21 protein-coding genes are annotated in these 18,875 nt (G+C 70.3%); 1 reads left to right on the top strand and 20 read right to left on the bottom strand.

What is annotated here, in order from left to right:
* The coding region (gene thyX, locus EAO77_RS35935; protein WP_147992504.1) for an FAD-dependent thymidylate synthase at positions 1-306 on the top strand (306 nt) is incomplete at its 5' end.
* A 175-nt stretch (positions 307-481) separates the two neighbouring features.
* Here the strand turns inward: thyX and EAO77_RS35930 are convergent.
* The 20 genes from EAO77_RS35930 to EAO77_RS35835 all read right to left on the bottom strand — a co-directional run bounded on the left by EAO77_RS35930 (position 482) and on the right by EAO77_RS35835 (position 18,668).
* Complete coding sequence (locus EAO77_RS35930) at positions 482-1,795, bottom strand: collagen-like protein (RefSeq protein ID WP_147992503.1); 1,314 nt, start codon at positions 1,793-1,795, stop codon at positions 482-484.
* A gap of 18 nt (positions 1,796-1,813) precedes the next feature.
* Positions 1,814-2,155 (bottom strand): hypothetical protein, encoded by a 342-nt coding sequence (locus EAO77_RS35925; protein WP_147992502.1) that lies wholly within the window; start codon positions 2,153-2,155, stop codon positions 1,814-1,816.
* Positions 2,152-2,379 (bottom strand): hypothetical protein, encoded by a 228-nt coding sequence (locus EAO77_RS35920; RefSeq protein ID WP_147992501.1) that lies wholly within the window; start codon positions 2,377-2,379, stop codon positions 2,152-2,154. The genes EAO77_RS35925 and EAO77_RS35920 overlap by 4 nt, the downstream gene beginning before the upstream one ends.
* Positions 2,363-2,692: a hypothetical protein gene (locus tag EAO77_RS35915; protein ID WP_147992500.1), complete on the bottom strand. Its 330-nt coding sequence runs from the start codon at positions 2,690-2,692 to the stop codon at positions 2,363-2,365. Before EAO77_RS35915 ends, EAO77_RS35920 begins: the two co-directional genes overlap by 17 nt.
* Positions 2,693-2,759: 67 nt before the next feature.
* Positions 2,760-3,137 carry a hypothetical protein gene (locus EAO77_RS35910; protein WP_147992499.1) on the bottom strand — a complete coding sequence of 126 codons (378 nt, stop codon included), beginning with the start codon at positions 3,135-3,137 and terminating at the stop codon, positions 2,760-2,762.
* 40 nt (positions 3,138-3,177) lie between these two features.
* Positions 3,178-4,521 (bottom strand): peptidoglycan-binding protein, encoded by a 1,344-nt coding sequence (locus tag EAO77_RS41595; RefSeq protein WP_187283571.1) that lies wholly within the window; start codon positions 4,519-4,521, stop codon positions 3,178-3,180.
* On the bottom strand, positions 4,518-5,342 hold the full coding sequence (locus tag EAO77_RS35900; RefSeq protein WP_147992498.1) for a hypothetical protein: 825 nt from the start codon (positions 5,340-5,342) through the stop codon (positions 4,518-4,520). Before EAO77_RS35900 ends, EAO77_RS41595 begins: the two co-directional genes overlap by 4 nt.
* A gap of 166 nt (positions 5,343-5,508) precedes the next feature.
* Entirely contained in the window at positions 5,509-6,255 is a 747-nt protein-coding gene (locus tag EAO77_RS35895) for a hypothetical protein (RefSeq protein ID WP_147992497.1), read from the bottom strand.
* 52 nt (positions 6,256-6,307) lie between these two features.
* Positions 6,308-8,011, bottom strand: coding sequence for a hypothetical protein (locus tag EAO77_RS35890; RefSeq protein ID WP_147992496.1), 1,704 nt, complete (start codon positions 8,009-8,011; stop codon positions 6,308-6,310).
* A gap of 2 nt (positions 8,012-8,013) precedes the next feature.
* On the bottom strand, positions 8,014-9,102 hold the full coding sequence (locus tag EAO77_RS35885) for a hypothetical protein (RefSeq protein WP_147992495.1): 1,089 nt from the start codon (positions 9,100-9,102) through the stop codon (positions 8,014-8,016).
* 14 nt (positions 9,103-9,116) lie between these two features.
* Complete coding sequence (locus EAO77_RS35880) at positions 9,117-10,064, bottom strand: hypothetical protein (protein WP_147992494.1); 948 nt, start codon at positions 10,062-10,064, stop codon at positions 9,117-9,119.
* 12 nt (positions 10,065-10,076) lie between these two features.
* Positions 10,077-10,979, bottom strand: a complete 903-nt coding sequence (locus tag EAO77_RS35875) for a phage distal tail protein (protein WP_147992493.1) — start codon at positions 10,977-10,979, stop codon at positions 10,077-10,079.
* Entirely contained in the window at positions 10,972-15,387 is a 4,416-nt protein-coding gene (locus EAO77_RS35870; RefSeq protein ID WP_147992492.1) for a hypothetical protein, read from the bottom strand. Before EAO77_RS35870 ends, EAO77_RS35875 begins: the two co-directional genes overlap by 8 nt.
* Before the next feature lie 12 nt (positions 15,388-15,399).
* Complete coding sequence (locus tag EAO77_RS40750) at positions 15,400-15,651, bottom strand: hypothetical protein (RefSeq protein WP_261994306.1); 252 nt, start codon at positions 15,649-15,651, stop codon at positions 15,400-15,402.
* Between the two features lie 143 nt (positions 15,652-15,794).
* Positions 15,795-16,304: a hypothetical protein gene (locus tag EAO77_RS35860; protein ID WP_147992490.1), complete on the bottom strand. Its 510-nt coding sequence runs from the start codon at positions 16,302-16,304 to the stop codon at positions 15,795-15,797.
* A gap of 107 nt (positions 16,305-16,411) precedes the next feature.
* Positions 16,412-16,885 (bottom strand): hypothetical protein, encoded by a 474-nt coding sequence (locus EAO77_RS35855; protein ID WP_147992489.1) that lies wholly within the window; start codon positions 16,883-16,885, stop codon positions 16,412-16,414.
* Positions 16,886-16,985: 100 nt separating this feature from the next.
* On the bottom strand, positions 16,986-17,438 hold the full coding sequence (locus tag EAO77_RS35850; protein WP_147992488.1) for a hypothetical protein: 453 nt from the start codon (positions 17,436-17,438) through the stop codon (positions 16,986-16,988).
* Positions 17,435-17,824, bottom strand: coding sequence for a hypothetical protein (locus EAO77_RS35845; RefSeq protein ID WP_147992487.1), 390 nt, complete (start codon positions 17,822-17,824; stop codon positions 17,435-17,437). The genes EAO77_RS35850 and EAO77_RS35845 overlap by 4 nt, the downstream gene beginning before the upstream one ends.
* An 11-nt stretch (positions 17,825-17,835) precedes the next feature.
* The gene (locus tag EAO77_RS35840) at positions 17,836-18,288 is read right to left on the bottom strand and encodes a DUF6093 family protein (protein ID WP_147992486.1); all 453 of its coding nucleotides are present in this window, start codon (positions 18,286-18,288) and stop codon (positions 17,836-17,838) included.
* Positions 18,288-18,668 carry a hypothetical protein gene (locus EAO77_RS35835; protein WP_147992485.1) on the bottom strand — a complete coding sequence of 127 codons (381 nt, stop codon included), beginning with the start codon at positions 18,666-18,668 and terminating at the stop codon, positions 18,288-18,290. Before EAO77_RS35835 ends, EAO77_RS35840 begins: the two co-directional genes overlap by 1 nt.
* Positions 18,669-18,875: the final 207 nt, after the last annotated feature.

The following is an 18,875-nucleotide window of genomic DNA, read 5'->3' as shown; positions in this document are numbered from 1 at the left end:
CGGGTGATGGAGGACGCCTACCTGCACGCGTACGAGGCGTACCAGGAGATGCTCGCCGCCGGCGTCGCCCGTGAGGTGGCCCGTGCGGTGCTCCCCGTCGGCCTCTTCTCGTCGATGTACGCCACCTGCAACGCACGCTCGCTGATGCACTTCCTGGGGCTGCGCACCCAGCACGAGGACGCCGCGGTGCCCTCGTTCCCGCAGCGGGAGATCGAGATGGTCGGCGAGAAGATGGAACGGCACTGGGCGAAGCTCATGCCGCTGACCTACGCGGCCTTCAACGCCAACGGCCGGATCGCACCCTGAGCCGGCCTGAGTCCGCAGAACTTCGTGCTGCTGCTTGTCCCTGTATGAGGCTCGCGGGGGCAAGGCGGCGGAGCGGGCACGGGGACTGCCCGAAGGGGCATGATCACGTTATTAACGTCGGAAAAGTGTAGGACAAGACGGTTGGCCAGACGGGCGCCCAGGCTCCCGCAGGGAGTCAGGTTCCGATGGCGACCCAAGGTCCGGCGAAGTCGGTGCCGACATTGGACGCTGGCGTGATGGTCGCAGGAAGGCTGGTGCGGCCGGTGCCGTTGATCGCGAACCGGGATGTTGCCGCGGTGAGGCCGAGGTTGGCGGCGACGTTCACGCCGGTCCAGCCGGAGGCGCGGGTGAGTGTCGGCGGAACACTTGCGTTGAACAGCATGCCCACCCAGTAGAACGCGCCGGCCGTGAGCGCCTGCCCGGTGATCGTGGTGGTCTTCAGGGCGGCCGAGGACACGGCAGCGTCGGCGTTCGCAGACGCCAGGAGCGTGCCGGCGGAGGAGTAGAGACCGACATGGTTCTGCCCGGCGACCGGCGACGAGCCGGAGTTGCCGACCCACCAGTAGAGCTTGGTCACGGTCACGGCTGCCGCGATATCGACGCGCACCAGGTAGAGGCTCCCGTTGACCAGGGCGGTGGAGTTGACGGCGAGGGCGGGGTCGTAGCACCAGGCGGCGATGCCGTGCGCGGCTGGCTTGTCCTCACCGAGCGCTGCCCCGGTCACGGCGAGGTTGCCGGTGACGATGCCGCCCGACGCGGGGAGCGCGCCAATCGCGGCAGGGGTGAGAAGGTCACTGCCGCCGGTGGCGTGCGAGGTGGCGTGCGCTATGGGGGTGCGGGCGTTGGTGGTGCTCGGGTCGTCGGATCGGAGCGCGACTGTCGGCCCGGTACCGGCGTCGCCGAGCGGCGGCTGGGGCCCCTGGGGGCCGGTGTCCCCGGTGTCGCCTTTCGCTCCGTCGACTCCGTCCGTACCGTTCGCGCCTGGTGCACCCGGAGCGCCGTCCTGCCCAGGCTCGCCCGCCGGGCCGCGCAGCGACTCCAGGAACACCGCTTCCGACCCGGCGTTGCCCTCACCTAGCCACACCTCGTACGCCGACAAGCCAGCCTGCCCGTCGGCGCCCGGCACGTACAGCACCGTGCTGCCCCCAGTCGGGGCGTCCCCCAGGTCGACGCGGACGTCACCGACCCACCAGGGGCCGTCCTCGGGCACCAGGATGTGCGTCAGGACCGGAGTGCCGTCCAGCGCGCGGCCCTCCATCACCTCCCACAGCGTGTCTCCCACATCCGAGACGACCAGGGCATTCGCGACCAGGTCCAGCGACCAGGCACCCGCTTGGTCCGGGAAGGCTGTGACCGGTCCGACGATCTCCCCCTCCACGCTGCCCACGTAGCCGACCGCCCGGCGGCCGGCCGCGTCCACCAGCGTCGCGCGCACTTCCACCCGGTCAGGGCGGGCGTGGCCGATGATTCTCCCGGTCACGGTCGTCATGACGTGCTCCTTCGATCCCTAGGCGGGCGGCGGTGTGCTGCCCGCGTCACCAGTTGGCGGGTGCTGCGCCTTGTACGCCAACGCGGTTCGCTGCAGCAGCAGGACACCGATGGCGATCAGGAGGCCGACGCGCGCGGAGCGCAGCAGGGTCGCGGGCAGCCCCTCGGACCAGACGGTGATCAGGACCGTGTACAGGCACAGGAGCCCGATCGCGGCGGAGAACGCCATCATGTGCCGGCCGATCGGCGACCTCCACCACGGGGCGGTCAGCCCGTACACGAGGATGAACACCAGGGCGCATGCGCTGACCAGGCCAGAGATCACGACGTTTGTCATCTGGGAGCCGTCCAGTTCCATCATCGGCCTCCCTCGAAGGCGCGCTCGATCATCTCGGCGAAGTGGTTCCGGTTCCGGATCATGGCGAGCGACCCGGCGACCTGAGACACCGCATCACTGTGCCGCTCCGCCTCGACCCGGGCACGCTGCGCCCGCGCCAGCGCCGAGTCGGCGTCCTTCTGCCCCGGTGTCTCCGGGCGCTTCACCGGAATGTGCCGGGCCACCAGCCACTTACGGAGACGTCTCATCCATCGCACCATCGCCCACCTCCCAATCTGGCTGAGGGAGGGATCGCAGCAGGTGGTCGGCGGTGCGCGAGAGCTCCAGCAGTTCCCCGACCTGGCCTTGCGCGACCTGGCGGGCGACCTCGCTCTCCTTGTGTGCGTCTCTCCATGTGTCCCGCTCGGACGTCAGCTCGGCCAAGCGGGCATCGCGGTCTGCTCGTACGTCCTCGACGGTGGACCGGGGCACGAGGCGGCCTGTGAGGATGAGCAGCACGACGATGACGACGAGGCCGATCGCGCCGGCGTCGCCCACCTTCAGGCCGAACAGCTCACTCATCGAGTCCTCCCTAGGGGCCGCGGCACGGCGGTCACCGTGTGGGGCGGTAAGCCGCCGTGGCCACGCATCAGGCCTGGGCCTGCGGCTTCACCGGGGACGACTGCTCGAGGCGCGTTGCTGCGACGGGTGCGGTGACGTCTCGGCGCAGGAACAGGGCGACGGCGGATTCGACACCGGCCATCCACAGGACCTGGGTCTCGGCGGTCATCTCGAGGCCGAAGGCGAGGAAGAGAGCGAGGACGCCCTGGGCGAGGTTCACGAGGGCTGCGGCGACGGCGCCGGTCTTGAGGACGACGGCGGTGACGACGGCGACGACGAGGGAGAGGACGGCCATAATGGCGCCCTGCTGTTCGGCGGACACGTCCAGGCCGTAGGCGGAGGACAGCTTGAGGGCGACGGCAACGAAGGCGAGGAGAAGGACGGGCTCTCTGCCGAAGATCTTCACGGGGGTCTCTCTTCTGTGAGGTGGTGCAGGGGTGGAAGGGTCAGAGCTGCTTGAGGACCTTGAGCTGGTCCCAGCTGGTCTTGCCGGGGATCCCGTCTGCGTCCGCGCCCGAGTAGCCGAGCTTGCGCTGCCAGGCGGCGTAGGACGCCTTGTCGGCGAGCGTCCAGGACGGGCCGGGGCCCTGCTTGTAGCGGCCGCAGCCTTCGGCGACGAGGCGGCGTCCCATGGCGGTGACGATCGGGCTGGTGCGGCCGGTGTGGAAGAACGCAGCCCCGGGGAACGGCTCGTACTGCGCCGCGGGCTTCGGGGCCGCAATATTCATACTGGGGACCTTCAGGCGCTGGCCCACAGCGAGCTCGTCCGGGTCCCGCAGGTTGTTGAGTTTCACGAGCGTGGCGACGGTCGTCTTGTGTCGCGTCGCGATCGCGGACAGGGTGTCGCCGCTCTTCACGGTGTACGTGCCGCTCGAGCTCGTGCCGCCCCCAGGAGTGGGCGCGGGGGTGCTGCTCGTCTTCCCGGGGACGATGGCCGTGTCGATGCCGCCCGGGTCCCAGTGGTCGTTGCCGGGGACCTGGGAGTGCCCGTAGTGGCCGCCCTTGGTCTGCCACGTCGTCCGGCTGCGGTTCGTCGCGGCGGCGGCGGTCGCCGGCGGCTTCCCGGCCGGCCACACGTCCGGGACGCCGTGTGCCCGGGCCGCGGCGATCAGCTTCCGGTAGTTCGGCTTCTTCGCCGGGTCGAAGCCCTTCGTCCACGGGGACTTCGCGCGGCCGAGGACCTCGACCTGAATGTTGACCTTGCCCTCGCGGTTGGTGCGACGGGAGCCGTCGTTCCGCAGGGCGCGCCCGGACTTGGTCAGCGGCCCGAACTGGCCCAGCAGGTCCGTGTCGGGGTCGTAGATGACCTGGGGCTCGGCACCGACGCGCATCAGGTAGGAGGCGATGGAGTAGAAGTACGCCTTGCCGGCCGGGGACTCGGTGGTGTGCCAGGTGACCCGGGGCGGGGTGCCGGGGGTGTCCATGGCGCCGCCGATGGACTGGCTGCCGAAGCGGACGGCGCCGTCGATGTAGGCGGGCCCGGACGCGCCACGGGGCATGTCCTCGGCCGCCTCGGTGCGGCTGCTCTCGTCCGGCTGCCGGACCTCGAACGCCGAGGTGTCGGTCGGCACGTACACGTCCAGGGCGCCGTCCGCGCGGAGCACCATGAAAGCGTCTGGCAGACGCGGGTGCTCCCGGACGTGCCGGTCCGTGTCCTCCAGGTCGGCGATGGCGCGGACCTCGTCGACGTGGGCCTGCGTGCAGGTGCCGTAGTAGTCGGTCGTCGTCTCGAGCGTGTCGGGGTCGAGGTGGTCGACCGCGACGTGGAACTCGCGGGGGCTGGTGCTCATGGCAGGGTGACTCCGTCGTGTCGGGGCTGGATGACGTCGGACTGGGCGCGGAGGGCCTGGTAGGTGGACAGGCGCAGCCGGCCGTCGCCGTGGTCGCCCCACGTTCCTGACCAGCTGTTCCTGAACCGCAGGTAGGTGTGGTCGAGGTCGAGGGTGCCGTCGACGGTGGCGACGGATTCGAGGGCGATGACGCACACCTCGTGCCCGCCCTCGAGGGGGCTGTCCGCCCAGGTCGGGTCGTGGTCGACGAACCCGTCACTGTCGGGGTCGGAGAACGCTGCGTGCCAGGGCATGCCGAGGAGGACGGGGCCGGTCTGCAGGAGCATGCACAGTTCTTCGGCGGTCGTGGCGTGCCCGTACTGGTCGATGAGGCCGCGGTCCCGGAGGGCTTTGGCGACGCCGAGGCCGGAGGAGCCGACGTCGTCTGTGGGCCACGTGTACTGCTGCCAGCGGTCCCGGATGGTGGCGTCGGCGTACAGGCCGATCGCGAACGCTTGGGCGTCGGCCGGGTCGTGGAGGTTGAGGCCGGCAGCGGCGGCTTCGGGTGGGGTGAGGAGGATCGACAGGAGGGCGGTGGCGGCGTTGCCTGTGCAGGAGGCGAGCGCGTCGACGTCCTCGTCGAGTCCGTACCCGGCGGCTGTGTGCACGCCTTGGGCGATGAGGCGGGTCTGGTCGAGGACGGGGATGCGGGGCTCCCACGCGGTCGCCCGGAGGGTGTGCCCGTCGTAGGGGCGCCGGTAGGCGAGGCTGCGCGGGTCCAGCACCCGGTGCCGGCCAAGGTGTGGCTTGACCGGGTACTCGGTGATGTCGAGTGTGGGCACTCGCCCTGCTCCTGCACTTCCCCGCGCCCAGAGCTGATGGGTCGTGTCTGCTCCAGCTGTGGCTGGTGGCAGTCCCTCGGGGGTGGTGCCGGGGCGGAGGGTCGCCCGCTGATGCCCAGCGTACGGGCTGTTCGAGCGGGCGTTCCCCCAGCGGATCAGAGCATGGTCACGGGGTGATGCCCTGGCGGAGCCAGTAGTTGTCGGCCATCTGCTTGAGGCCCTTGGCGTCGAAGTCGGCGACGTACTTCCCGGCGCCGGTGGCGGAGCGGTCGCCGCCGTTCGGGGAGCACTGGGTGGGGGTCCAGCCCGCGGCGTTCTTCACGCACTCGAAGCGCTCGACGGTGCCGTCGCCGTCGTGGTCTTCGTTCGGATGGTCCAGGCCGAAGATGTGCGCGAGCTCGTGCGCGGACAGGTTCTTGCGGTAGGTCTCGTTCGTCGTGCTGTTGGTGGAGAACCAGGCCGGGACCTCCCAGTACTCGGAGTCCATGCGGACGTGTCCGCCCCACGCGCTGTTGTCGGCGATGGAGTAGCAGGGGCGGGCCTGGGAGTAGGCGGTGACGCCCATGGGTTGGTGCTCGTAGGTGACGATGATGCGGTGCCGGCCGGGGCAGGTGCCGACGGGGGTGGTGTCGAGGATGTCGGTGACGACGACGGGAACGCCGGTGATGGCGGTGATCTGCGCGGCCGGGCCGGTGAAGTAGGGCTTGAGGATGGAGCGGGCCGTGGCGTCGGCGAACACGATGTAGTACGGGTCGGGGTGGATGGACAGGAGGGGGCGGACGGTGCTGGCCTTCCACCCGGGGCCGGAGTAGACGGGCCCGGGCGGCGTGGTGACGGCCACCATGGCGCTGCCGGCGGTGAGGGCAGCGGCCGTGGCTATGAGTCCGCGGCGCATGCGGGAGATTCGAGGCATGCCCTTCAGTCTGGGCACGATTCGCCCGAGCGTTGCCACCGCTCGATCGGGGTCAGTTCAGGGGCCAGTCGACCCGTGTGAAGTCGTACAGGGCGCCGACGCTGACGGCGGCGGTGGACCAGATGGTGACGACGCCGTCTGTGCCGACGCGGCAGCCGATGTGCGCGGGGCTGCCGCCGGTGATGTTCGGGACGGCGTAGTAGTGCTCCTTGAGTGGCCGGTATCCGGCAGGGACGGTGAATGCGGACTGGGTGCCGCCTGCTGCGATGGCGGTGCCGACCTGGCCGACGCCGTCGAGGCGGGCGCGTTTGAGTCCGCGGGAGACGCGCAGGGTCTGGTAGGTGGCGTGGGTGGTCTGCACCCAGGAGTTGAAGGAGACCGTCGACCAGGTGCCTTCTTCGTTGTAGTCGCCGTACTGGCCGGCGACCTTGCCGGTGGCGGTCAGGTTGCCGGTGACGCCCACGTTGCCGGTCATCGTGGTGGCGCCGGTGATGGTCGTGTCGCCGGTCGGGCCGACGACGAGCTTGTCGGCGCCGTTGAGCTGGAAGCGGGCGACGTTCCCGGTGTGGCCGGAGGCGGTGTTGACGAAGAACGCGGAGTTGGCGGAGGCGTTCGGCTGGACGAGGACTCGTCCAGCGACGAGACGGATCTGCCCGTCGGTGATTTCCAGGTAGGTGTCGGCGCCGGCGGTCTGGGTGTCGACGAACGCAACCTGCACGCGGTCGTGGCCGGCGAAGAAGTAGCCGCCGGTGACGACGTTGACGTCGGACGCGGACACGCGGCGGACCCGCCAGAAGTTGTTGACGGTGCCCTGGCCGATGTACTGGTTCCAGACCCAGTCGGTGACAGGGCCGTCGGCGAACATTCCGGAGTTGATGGTGAGGGCGGGCTGGGAGTCGGTGCCGGTGGCTTCGATGACGCCTGCTGTGTCGCCGAGGCTGTTGAGGAAGCCGATGGCAGGGACGGTGCCGGTGGGGTCGATGACGGCTTTCCAGCCGGTGGAGGCGGTGGCGACGATGCTGCCGGATTCGATGTCGACGAGGCCGCCGGCACCGTCGTCGGAGTGGAACTCGGCGCCGTTGATGGTGCCGCCGGTGATGACCTTGCCGGTGATGGCATCGGCCTTGAGGGCGGTCGCGTCCACGGATCCGGCGGCGAGGAGCGCCGTGGTGATGGCGTTGGCGTACACCTTGGGGGTGGTGACCGCGCCGTCGGCTATGTGGGTCTCGGTGATGGCACCGGGGCCGAGCTCGCCGGCGACGGGCTTCGGCGCGTAGGGGCCGACGACAGCTGTGGCCTCGGACGCCGTGCCCGAGGTGTTGCGGGCCAGGAGCGCGACGTACAGGGGGTCCGGGGACGGGGTGTAGACGATGCCGCCTTGCGCGGTCTCGATCGTGGCCCGGAGCGTGTCGGGGCTCGGCGTGAACGCGGCTTCGGTGGAGGCGTGGACTTCGGTGCGGGCCCAGTCGAGGGGGATGACCTGCCCGTCGGCGAAGGTGCCGTCCCAGGTGATGCCGATGCCGCCGAGGGCCGGCTCGGCGGTCGGCGTGGACGGTGCCGGCGGAGGGCCGCCGTTGACGATGTTGACGGCGGTGGTGCCGTCGGCCTGCTGTCCGAGGATGCCGCGGAGGCTGCCCGTGCCGTCTCTGACCTCGAGCGCAGTGTCGTCGATCGACGCCTTCGACAGGCGGGAGGCGCGCTCCACGGCCTTCAGTCGGCGGTCCATGTCGGCGAGCATCTTGCCGATGTCAGTCACGGTCAGACTCCTGCGTAGGTGTAGGCGTCGGCGGGCTTGAGGTCGATGACGGCTTGGGGGCCGCCCTTGGCGGCGGTCTGGATGGTCCAGCCGGTGATCCGGCGCCACCCCACGTAGCTCACCCAGTGGTTGTGGACGCGGACGTACACGTCGTCGCCGACCTGCCACGACCCGAATCGGGCCGCGGCCGTGTCGCGGACGGTGATCTGGTCGACGCTGCCGAGGACCTCGCGGCGCTTGCGGTCGGCGCCGGCCTGGGAGGCGAGGACGTCTTCGGCTTTGATGCCGGGGTAGTCGGCGACGTGCTCCAGGCGCAGCCTGCCGTTGCGGACCGCGGACACGGCCCTGCGCTTCGCGGAGCCCTCCCCCTCACCCATGCCGATGACGACCTGGGCGTAGTCGTCGCCGGCCAGGGGCACGGTGGGTTCGTCGATGATGTTGACGCCGGAGGAGAAGCTGATGTCGGTGCGGCGGGCTCCGAGGCGGGGCCAGCCGAGGCGGAGGCGGTGCACGGGCGCGGTCTTGTCGCCGTTCCAGGCGACATCGCACGTGTAGTCGGGGGTCGCTTCGCCGGATACAAGGTCGTCCAGGTGGGAGCCGAGGGTCTTGGAGTCCCACCAGTTGGATTTGTAGGACTCCTGGGTGGTGCCGACCTTGGCGGTGGAGCGGGTGGCGTCGACGGTGACGCCGATGCTGCCGTCGGCAACGCCCTGGGCGTACTCCCAGATGTCCCGGATGACCACGGTCGGGTCTTCGTTCGTGTACGGGCCGCGGCCGCCGAACTGACCGTCGAGGTCGTAGCGGTGCTCCAGGTACGACGACCACGAGGCGGCCTCGAAGGAGAAGGTGTCGCCTTGGGGTTCGGCGTGCCAGATCAGGCCGCCCCAGCGGAGCTGCCCCGCGGCCTCCACGTAGATGAACGTCGTGCCCGGATCCAGGAACGAGGGGTGCTGGGAGATGAGGCGTGGCGACAAGCGTCCCGTCAGGCTCCCCGGGCCGTTGAGCTCGGGACCGTAGGTGAGGTCCTGCACGGGGAGGGCGAGGGTGAGCCACTCCCCCGTCAGCGCGTGCCGGGTAAGGACTCTGTCCACGGGGGCCAGGCCGGTCACCGCGGCGCCTCCACGAACTCCACGTCCGCGATCAGCGTGCTGGAGGCGTCGATCTGCATGGAGCCTGCGTTCCCCGCAGCGGCAAGACCGCGGGCGCGCAGGAGCTGGCTGGTGCCGCGGTAGGCGTCGGGGATTGTGAGCGTGTCGCCCATAATGTGCGTGGGGCGTCGGACGCCACCGCCTTGGTCGTCATCGACGATGACCGGCTCCACGACGAGAGCGGCGCCGAAGGTGGCGGAGATGTTGCCGTAGTAGTCGCCGCTCGACAGGCGGAGACCGCCGATGCTGAAGCTGATGATGGCCTGCGTCGCCCACTCGGGGACGTCGATGGTCCAGCCTGCGGCGGTGGAGAAGTACGTGGGAGTGCTGGAGGTACCGCTGATGGCCGTGCTGCTGCTGGTCGGGGTCTGGACGTAGAGGCGGCGTTCGCGGCGGGGGTTGGCGACCTTCCGCAGGTCGGTGATCATGCCGTCGGTGATGACCGACGTGGCTGCGGGGATCGCGATCCGGGCGAGCGGGATGCCGGTCAGCCCGCCAGGGATCGTGGTCGCCGTGGAGCCGACGTTCGGAATCACGTCGAAGTAGTTGATGTAGTCCTCACCAGGCGCCGGGTCGAGGGTGCCCTCGTACTCGGGGTCTTCGACTCGGAGGATGACCATGTCGTAGCGGGTGGCACCCCCGCCGTTCGCGGCCACGTCCACGGTGTCGACGCCGACGTTGGCTACCGAGTAGGAGCCCTGGAAGGCGTTGACGCGGCCGGTGACGATGCCGGACCCGTCACTGATCTGAACCCCGCCGCCTGGGGTGTCGAGCTCGGTCACCTTCAGGTCGTCCCCTTCGGTGATGCCCTCATTGCCGCGGGCCAGGTCGCGCACCAGCATGCGGAACTGCTGCGCCGAATGGGTGGCGCCGTCGGTGAGGATCGGGGCCTGGAACAAAGTCATGGTCAGTGCTCCTCAGAGGGCGATGTAGGCGTCACGCCAGGTGAGGCGCATGCGGGCGGTGTTGGTCGGGTCGACGGCGGTCCAGCGCATCTCGGACTGGCCGGGAGGCAGGGAGAACTGGTCGATCCGGGAAGCTGGGGAGACGTACGCGGCCGCGTTGCCGCCGTTGTCGCGGGTGACGGTGACGACCCCGGGCCTGGTGTCGATCTCCACCCACTGGCCGGCCGTCAGCACGAGGCCGGGCAGTTTGATCTGCCTGCCGGAGTCGGCGTGGGTGATCGTGACGTTGGAGCAGGGGCCGGTGATACGGATGACGGGCCACGCGTCCGAATCGCCGGCGTTCGTGACCCAGCCGGGCCGGTCCGCTGCGGTCGCACCGGAGGTGACGACGATCGGAGCCTGCACTGGGGCGGTGAAGCCGCCGCCGGACAGCCAGCCGAGCGGGACCTCGACGACCTGCTCGGTGTCGGCGTACCAGGTCGGGTCGTGGGCGATGACCTCGATGTCCAGGGGCATGTAGCCGTGCTTGACCTGCCCGTATTCGGCGTCGAGGCGCCGCAGGCGGCCGTTGACGCGCTTCGTTATGCCGCCCGGGCGCAGGATCCGCAGCGGCATCGACGAGCCGCCCGTCAGCCGCAGCGCCGTGTCGGCGGCCGCAGCCTGCAAGGTGGCGAGCATTGCCTCGCATGCCGGGCCGTCGCCGGGGATCTTGATGGCGGCGTCGATCTGGATCTGCCGGGCAGCCCAGTAGTCCGGGCCCGCCCACGCCCCGTCCATGGACGGTCGGTCGACGTCGTTGTCCCGGACCGGGGGCCGGCCGAGGCCGGTGATGTCGAGGATGTTGACGACGGTGCCCTTGCCGATGGCGACACCGCCGAGGTCGACCTGCCCCTCGAAGAGGGTGATGTCAGGCACGGGCGTTCACCCCTCCCCTGTTGGCGCGGCGGACGGAGCGGCCGACCTGGGCGCCGATGTCGGAGGCGGTTGCCTCGCTGCGGACGGGCTGGACGGTGACGTGGGTGTCGCCGGACTGCCGGATGACGACGACCTGCCGGCCGCCGGTGGCGTCGGTGAGGCCGACTCCGAACCGGCGGGCGACGTCCCGGAGGACGGGCATGGCGTGGCGGCGCTTGTGCGCCCCGAGCGGCACGTACGCTTCGCCACCGGTCTCGGGCTCGGCGAAGGTGACGGCCCCGGCACGGGTGGCGTACAAGCCGGCCCGGATGCCGCCGTTCGCGAAGGACAGGCCCTTCTGAGCGCGGGCGAGGTCGGCGAGGAACTTCTGCGCCCGGGAGCCGAGGCTGGAGCTGATCTGCGCCTTGGCCTTGGTGGCGATGCTGACGATCTCGTCCTCGCCGATGCCCGTCGTGTCGGCGACCGCGTGGATGCCCGTCTTGCTGTTCTTGATGGCGGCGATGATGGACACCAGGGTCTGCACCTCGTCCGAGGTGAGCTGACTGTTCGCGGTCCTCGCCGCGGCGTTCGCACCGGCGGCCTTCTTGTTGTCCTGGACCGCGGCCGCGGCCAGCTGCTGGGCGGCAGTGTCGTTCTGCGCCGCGAGCTGCGCTGCCAGGTCTCCGTAGCCGCGCCCGGCGAGGATCGACAGGTTCTTGGAGAACTCGGCGTCCAGCTTGTTGTTGCTGGTCAGCTGCCGCGTGTAATCCGTGAGACTGGCCTTAGCCTGCTCAGACAGCTTTCGCAGCGACTCGGACATCTGCCGGATGTACGTGTCGGAGCCGTTGGCCATCTTCTTGGCCAGGGCGACGCCCTCGTCGCCCATGGCGGCGAGCGCGTCCGCGACGTCCCCGCCGGCCCGGTCGGCGACCTTCTGCAGGTCGCGGTTCCAGGCCTGCGTCGCCCGGGCGGCGGCATGCAGCTTCTTCTCCACCGCGCCGAGGTCGTAGTAGGAGACCTCTTTGCCCTTGACCTGCTTGGTCTTCCTGCCTGCGCCCGCGATGTCGCCGGGGCTGTACAGGGAGCCGGTGGACGGGTCGTAGCGCCAGTCGGTGACCGCGCCGTCGGCGTTCCACTGGACCGTGGACGGGTCGCCGCCGAGCCGGCGGATGGTCTCTTCGGTGATGGCCCGTGAGCGGGCGCGCTTGCCGGGGGCGAGGGGCACGTAGGCTTCGCCGCCGGTCTCCGGCTCTGCCCAGACTCGCCAGGTGCCCGCGGGGGCGATCTGGGCGACGTGGTTCTCGGCGCCGTTCGCGAAGTGCCGGAGTCCGCCCTGCTGGATGCCGCCGTTGGCGTAGTAGTCCGTGATGGAGCCGTCTGCGTTCGCGAGCTGGGATCCGTGCGCGCCGGAGCGGCGGGCCTGGTTCCCGGTGACGACGTAGTTCGTCGTGATGGTGATCGTCTTGTCGCGCAGGGAGTCCCGCATGCCCTTGACCGCGGCCAGGCCGCTGATGGCTTGGCCGGTGTTCGCGGTGACGCGGACGCTGCCGTTCGGGAGGGTCTCGGTCTTGTAGCCGAGGCTGTTCAGCAGCGCCATGGCGTTCGCGGTGAGCGCGTCGACCGTGACGGATTTCTGCCCCGGGGTGGCTTCGATTTTGGCAATGACCTGGTCGAGGCCCGCGATGGCGTCCTCGCGGTTCATCTCGATGTCGAAGGTCTTGTCTGCGGGGATGGTCAGGATCTGTTCGGCGAGGAGCCGGGCCTGGTCCTTGGTGAGGCCCATCTGCTGGCCGAACTGGACGATGCTGTCCTTGCCGCGCTGGTAGATGGCGTTGACGTCTTCCCACGGCTTGCCCGAGGCGCGGGCGGCGGCCGCGGCCTCGTCGGTCTTGGCGCCAAGGTCCTGGAGTGCGGTCGCGGCAGCCTGGGCCTTCGGGCTGTTGAGGTCGAGTTCGCCGTTGACCATCTTCAGCGAGCCGGCGTTCTCCTTCGCCGCAGTCGCGGCGGCGTCGATGCTGGCCTCGAAGCCGATCATCCCGCCGAGTGCGGCGCGGTTGACGTCGTTGAGGGCCTGGATCGCTCCGCGGAGCCCGTCGGCCGACTGGCGCTGGGCGTCGAGCTTCTGCTTGACCGCGAGCGCCTGCTCACCGAACAACCCCATGCCGGCGGCTGCGAGGGCCTGCTCGGCCTTCAGATTCTCGACCGCGGCCCGGTACTTCGGCACCAGGTCGTTGATCTCGGCGTCGGAGTAGCCCTTGCCCTTCAGCGCCTCCTTGATGAGGGAGAAGTCCTTCGCCGCCTGCTCCCCATAGCCGGAGGTGGCGAGCCGTGCCATGGCCTCGTCGAAGCCCTTGAAGTCCTCTTCAAGGGCCTTGATGGACTCCTGGCCCTCGTCGATGTCGCTGATCCGGTCGGACAGCCAGTCGCCGACGTCGTCGAGGATCGGGATACGGCCGAGTCCGGTGGCACCCCCCTCGCGGGTTTCCTCCAGTTCCGCAGTCTTCTTCTTCAGCGTCTCCAGCTTCTCGACGAAGCCGTCGATGTCGCCGAACGTCTTCTTCATCTCGCCGGTGAATTCGCCGGTGCGGGCGAGGTTCTTCAGGCTGGTGGTGAGCTTGTCGACGTCCGGGGGCGCGCCGCGGGCCTTCTGGGCGAGCTTGTCGATGCCGATGGCGGCAATGGCGAGGACGCCGAGGCCGATGGTGGCCTTGGAGACCGCGGACATGGAGGCGGCCGTGGCGCGCAGGGTTGTGCCGATGCCCGCGGCGCGCATGACGGCAAAGTAGGCGGCCAGGCGCGCGGCCGCGGCGCCGCCGGTGACGGCGGACAGGGCAGCGACGCCCATGGAGACGAGCTTGAGGGTGGTGTACAGGGTGAGCGCGGTCGACAGGACCTCGGTCGGAATCGAGTTGAACGCGCGGGCGACGGCCTCGAGGACCTGGAGGACGGACACGCCCATGTCGGAGGCGGCGATGATGATGTGGCTCATCGACGTGGCGAGCTCGGACAGTGCGTCGCCGACGAGGGGGGCGTTCTGGCGGGCGTAGTCCCAGAACTCGGCCCATCCGCCGCGGGTGTCCGCGTCGGACATGGAGCGGGTGAAGGCGACCATGCCGCTTGTGGCCTTGGCGAGGGTGTCGGTGGCGAACCGGGTGAAGGTGTCCATGAAGCGGGTGAAGCCGGCGGACTGGGTGCCGCCGGCGAGGACGGTCATCATGTGGTCCAGCTCGCCCGCGGTTCCACGGACCAGCGGGGTGAGCTTGGGCAGGAGGGCCTGCATGGTGCCCATGCTCTTGATGGCGACCGGCATCGTGTCGCCGGCCAGGGAGTTGGACCAGTCCTTGTACTCGGTTTTGAAGACCTGCAGGGCGGCGACCGCGCGGCGGGTCTCGGGCGGCATCTTCCGCAGCTGTGCGAGGTACTCCTTCTCTGCGGCCGCTGCTTCGGTGCTGCCCTTCCCGCTTTCGCGGACCGCGTCCTGGTACTTCTGCTGCGCCTCGGACGCCGTGGACATGGCCTTGATCTGGCCGGCGAGGGCGAGGCCGAACACGCCGACCGCAACCGTGCCGGCACCGAGCCCTGCGGCGATCGGGGCGATCGACGCGGCGATAGGGATCAGGGCGGTCGACAGCAGCAGCAGGGTCTGCAGGAGCTTCTTGCTGCTGGAGGAGGCTGCGGTGGTGGAGCCGGTGAGCCCGCCGAGGGTGCCGGGGAGGGCGCCGAGGCGTCCGGTGAGCGTGTTGAGGGAGTCGTTGAGGTCGTCGACGTCACGGCGCAGGGTGCGGGTGTCGCCGCTGACGGAGCGCAGGCTGGTGGACGCGGCCCGGGCGGCCGCGGCCAGGCCGGTCAGGGTGGTGGTGGCGCCGGTGGCGCTGGTGGCCAGGTCGTCGAGTTCGCGTGCTGCTGCGCGGGCGCGGGTGGCGAGGGCGCGCAGGGTGATGGACGCGCGGCGGGCTGCCTGCTGGGCGGCAGTGAGTGCCGCAGCAGCTGCGGTGGCGTCGGCGTCGACTTCGACACGCATGCGTACCGGGTCGAGGCGCCGGAGGCCGGCGATGCTGGCGCGGACGGCCGCGATCCCGGGCCTGGTGTTGTTGTCGAGCCGGACCCGGACGCGGACGTTGCGGTTCAGGGCGCGGAGTCTGGCGTCGGCCTGGGTGGCGGCGGTGGCGACCTGCCGGAGTTGGCGTGCGGTTTCGCGGGCCTGCCGTGCGGTGGCGGTGAGGTTGCGGTTGGCGGTGCGGGTGGCGTTACCGAGGGCGCGCATGTGCCCGGTCGTGGTGCGGGACGCGGTGCCGAGGGATTGGACCTCGGTGCGGGCCTGGCGGGCCGCGGTGGCCAGGGAGCGTGCCTCGCGGGCGGACTGGCGCAGCGCCCGGTCCAGGCTGGTGCCGCGGCCGCGCAGGTCAACGCTCAGGTTCCAGTTGGCCACCGTGCCCTCCCCTCACTCGTTGTCGTCGTCGCGCCGCCGGCGCCTTCGTGCTTCTCGCTCTACCTGCAGGGCCGCGTGGACGGCGGCCGGCATGAGGCCGACCTTGATCCCGTGCAGGGACGTGCCGTCCCGCTCAAGGTCCTTCTGCTTGTCGGCGATGACTTCGCAGCCGACGCACTTCTGCACCGTGACCGCGTACTGGTCTTCGCCGTCGTCGCCGCCGTGGTCCCAGTCGTCGTCGCGGGTGCCGCACTGTGGGCACACGGTCCGCTGGTAGGCCTGGTAGGCGAGTGCCTTCTCCCGGTCCCGGACGGTCCAGGTGCCGTCACCGGCGCCGATGAACTGGCTGTGCGGGATGCCCCAGCGGTCGCACAGTTCGAGTTCAGCACGGAACTGGTCATCGGCGATCAGCCTTTTCCCACGTCCACGCGGCTGGTCTCGGACTGGATGCTGTACGCCGCGGTGTAAAGGGCGATGGCTTCACCGGTGGACCAGGTGTCGAGGTACTCGCGGGCTTCGTCGACGGTGATGTCGTCGCAGCTGGCGGCTGCGATCAGTTCGGGTGCGAGGGTCTCGGCGTTGAACTGGGCGCCTTCCTCGGCTTCGGCCTCGGTCGGCGGGTGGGCGCGCTTGAGGGCCTCGAACGCGGGCCGGTCCAGGGCCTGGAACGTGAGCACGATCGCTTCGGCGTCGTAGGCGGCCTGCGCCTCGTCGGCCTTCTTCTGCGCGGCTTCGACAGCCTTCGCCCCGTCCTCGCCGGTCGTGTCGGCCTGGCTTTCGGCCAGGGCGAGCGCGTACCGGGCCCGGTCGAGGTTCTCCTTGACCTTCGGGTCGTCGCAGATCGTGAACCGGGAGGTCGGGCGGGCGCGAGCCTTGAGCCGGTCGCGGACCGAGGGCTGCTTCTTCGCGTTCGTCATGGGGGTGGGTCCTCCGTCAGGGAAGGGGAACCTGGCCAGGCGCCGAGGCGCCCCTTCCCGAACACGTCGGGCCCGGCCAGGAGTGAGAGGGGTCGTACCGCCAGAGGTCAGGCCGCGGCCGGCACTTCGACATCGAGAGCCGGCGTGTCGGTGATGGAGAACTTGACCATCCACTTCGCGGCCTCGTTGTCCACGGTGATCGCGGCCGACTTCGACGCGACACGCACCGGGTAGACGTCCATCGACTTGGACGTGGGGACGTCGCCCTTGCGGAGGATGATGATGAAACCCGTGGTGCCCTTCGCGAGGGCCTCCTCAAGGGTGTCCTCGGCGTCGTCCTCGTAGAACGTCAGGGAGCTGTCGGCGGCCTGGTCGTCACCGGGGATCTTCGACGTGAACGTGGACTCGAGGTCCGGCGTCTCGATCTCCTGGTTCTCCAGGGAGAAACCTTCGACGGAGGCGATCGCCTTCGTGAGGGCGGTGGCGCCGGTGATCTCGGCGCGGGTGGGGATGTATGCGGTGGAGGCGACGGTGTCGGCGAAGAGAATCTTCGTGACGCCCTTGCGGGAAAACCTGCCCATGATGGGAACCCCTGCTCACTCGTGTGGCTGCTCGTCTCGGCCACCGGGTGGCTCGTCCGCGTGGGGTCCCGCCGCGGTGCGGTGAACGCCTGACCTCTAGTCAGGCGGGCGTCAGGTCGAACCTGAATCGCTGCACGTATCCGATGATGGCATCAGCGGGATCATTCGTTCCCCCCGCTTCCGTCTCCAGACTGCGGCCGTAGACACGCACGCCGGGCACGTTGATCTCGTGAAGCCACAGGCCGGTCGCCGGGTCGCGGGCGAGGAACACTTCGCGGGCCTTGTCTGCCATCCACTCGACCTGGTCGAGGTTGCCCCCGGAGTCGGGGATTTCCGGGTCCGGCCCGGACACGGCGGTGAACTGAATGACGATCGACGCGTCCGCATGCTCGTCGGCCAGGGTCTCGTTGGGGAGCTCGAGGCCCATGGCGTAGGCCAGGTAGTACGGCGGGTGCTCCACATCGACCGGCGCTTTGCCGCGGCCCACGGGCATCTCCGACTCGGCGGCCAGCAGCTGGCAGGCAGCCCTGGAGAACTTCCGGCGCGAGATCACGACAGGACCTCCTCGATCGCGTCGCCCATGGCATCCCGCAACACGGCACCGATCTCGGGGAGGGCGGGCTGCACGTGCGGGTAGGGCGGCTGGTAGAAGTGCCGGCCCAGGGAGTCGTACATGTCCCAGAACCCGAACTCGAGCCGGCGTCCCTGCGGGGCGCGGGTGCCGATGGTGCACAGGGCCCCGTGGGGGATGGCCCAGTGCCGGTCGGTCCATGAGGCCCGGTAGTGGCCGGTGATGATGTTCGGCCCGGGGCGTCCGGCGGCGTGCCGACGGATCGCGGCGACACCGCGGGGGCCGACCCTGCGCATCTGCCGCCGGATCGCGGGCGCCACATCGTCGGCGGCCTGCTCGAGCCGGGCCGCGAGCTCCTCGGGAGTCATGTCCGCGGGCATCAGGGGCCTGCCTCGGGGACCCGGTTCTGGTCGAGGCTCGTGATGCGGACGACTTCGACGGTGGACACGCGGCCGGGGTCGTTGCAGATCCACGACCGGCCCATGAGGGAGGTGCGGCCGGGGTCGTGCACGCCGACGACGGTGACGATGGCGTCCTTCGGCGGGATCGGCGCAGCAAGGGGGGTGTAGAGCCGGTAGCGGGACCGGGTGGCGCCCGCCCACGGCTGCTGAGCGTCCGGCACGCCCGGGAGCTCGCCGAGCGCGTTCGTGGACAGGACCGCGCCCGGGCCCTCGTACAGCACCTGCCCGGCGGCCGGGTATTCGAGCTGGCCGGTGTCCTCGTTCAGGACGGGCTCCCCGCTGGTGGGCAGGGTGACGCGCACGGTGTCGATGAGGATGTTGCCGGCGATGAAGGCGACCGCGCCGGCAAGGGCCGCGTCGAGTCCAGCCATCAGGTGTCCCCCTCCTGCGCCCAGTCGGCGAGCTGGGCGACCATGGCCCGGGCAAGGTCGTAGCGCTCCCCCGTAAGGTCGTCGCGTTCGAGAGCGGCCTGCTCGAGCCTCTTCGGGTCGATGCCCTGCAGGAAGTCGACGACCGCGGCCGCGGGGTTGGCGGGACGGCCGACAGCGACCTGCGCCATGCCCTCGAAAACCGCCTGGCCGGTGGGCAGGGCGTGGAGGATGACGACGGGCCGCTCGCCGACGCGATGCTCGATCGTGTAGCCGGCAACGTGGGGGCTGATGTCCTGGTCGTCGAGTCGAACGTCGGCACCGGGCCCGTCGGCGGTGATGCGGACGTGTCGGGCGCGCCAGGCCATGGACGGCTCGGTCATGCGAAGCCTCCGAGGGCGAAGTCGGGTGGGGTGATGATGTCGGGGCGCGGTCCTGTCCACGAACGCGCTCGGCGAGCTCCCGGGCGTGCCGGACGCTCAGCAGCCGTGGGCGGGCGCCACCCGGTCCCGCTACCGGCTCTACACCCCCCTTGCTGCGCCGATCCCGCCGAAGGACGCCATCGTCACCGTCGTCGGCGTGCACGACCC

It is taken from the genome of Streptomyces sp. T39 (genome assembly GCF_008042045.1).
GTDB lineage: Bacteria > Actinomycetota > Actinomycetes > Streptomycetales > Streptomycetaceae > Streptomyces.
Note: the sequence above shows the minus strand (reverse complement) of the source record. Positions and strands in the feature narration are given on the sequence as shown.

Bases quoted from the DNA above. Each gene is read 5' to 3' on its own strand.
- EAO77_RS35840 (WP_147992486.1), bottom strand. From the start codon at position 18,288: ATGGCTGGACTCGACGCGGCCCTTGCCGGCGCGGTCGCCTTCATCGCC.
- EAO77_RS35915 (WP_147992500.1), bottom strand. From the start codon at position 2,692: ATGAGTGAGCTGTTCGGCCTGAAGGTGGGCGACGCCGGCGCGATCGGC.
- EAO77_RS35930 (WP_147992503.1), bottom strand. From the start codon at position 1,795: ATGACGACCGTGACCGGGAGAATCATCGGCCACGCCCGCCCTGACCGG.
- EAO77_RS35855 (WP_147992489.1), bottom strand. From the start codon at position 16,885: ATGGGCAGGTTTTCCCGCAAGGGCGTCACGAAGATTCTCTTCGCCGAC.
- EAO77_RS35845 (WP_147992487.1), bottom strand. From the start codon at position 17,824: ATGACTCCCGAGGAGCTCGCGGCCCGGCTCGAGCAGGCCGCCGACGAT.
- EAO77_RS35860 (WP_147992490.1), bottom strand. From the start codon at position 16,304: ATGACGAACGCGAAGAAGCAGCCCTCGGTCCGCGACCGGCTCAAGGCT.
- EAO77_RS35835 (WP_147992485.1), bottom strand. From the start codon at position 18,668: ATGACCGAGCCGTCCATGGCCTGGCGCGCCCGACACGTCCGCATCACC.
- EAO77_RS35880 (WP_147992494.1), bottom strand. From the start codon at position 10,064: ATGACTTTGTTCCAGGCCCCGATCCTCACCGACGGCGCCACCCATTCG.
- EAO77_RS35920 (WP_147992501.1), bottom strand. From the start codon at position 2,379: ATGAGACGTCTCCGTAAGTGGCTGGTGGCCCGGCACATTCCGGTGAAG.
- EAO77_RS35925 (WP_147992502.1), bottom strand. From the start codon at position 2,155: ATGATGGAACTGGACGGCTCCCAGATGACAAACGTCGTGATCTCTGGC.
- EAO77_RS35895 (WP_147992497.1), bottom strand. From the start codon at position 6,255: ATGCCTCGAATCTCCCGCATGCGCCGCGGACTCATAGCCACGGCCGCT.
- EAO77_RS41595 (WP_187283571.1), bottom strand. From the start codon at position 4,521: ATGAGCACCAGCCCCCGCGAGTTCCACGTCGCGGTCGACCACCTCGAC.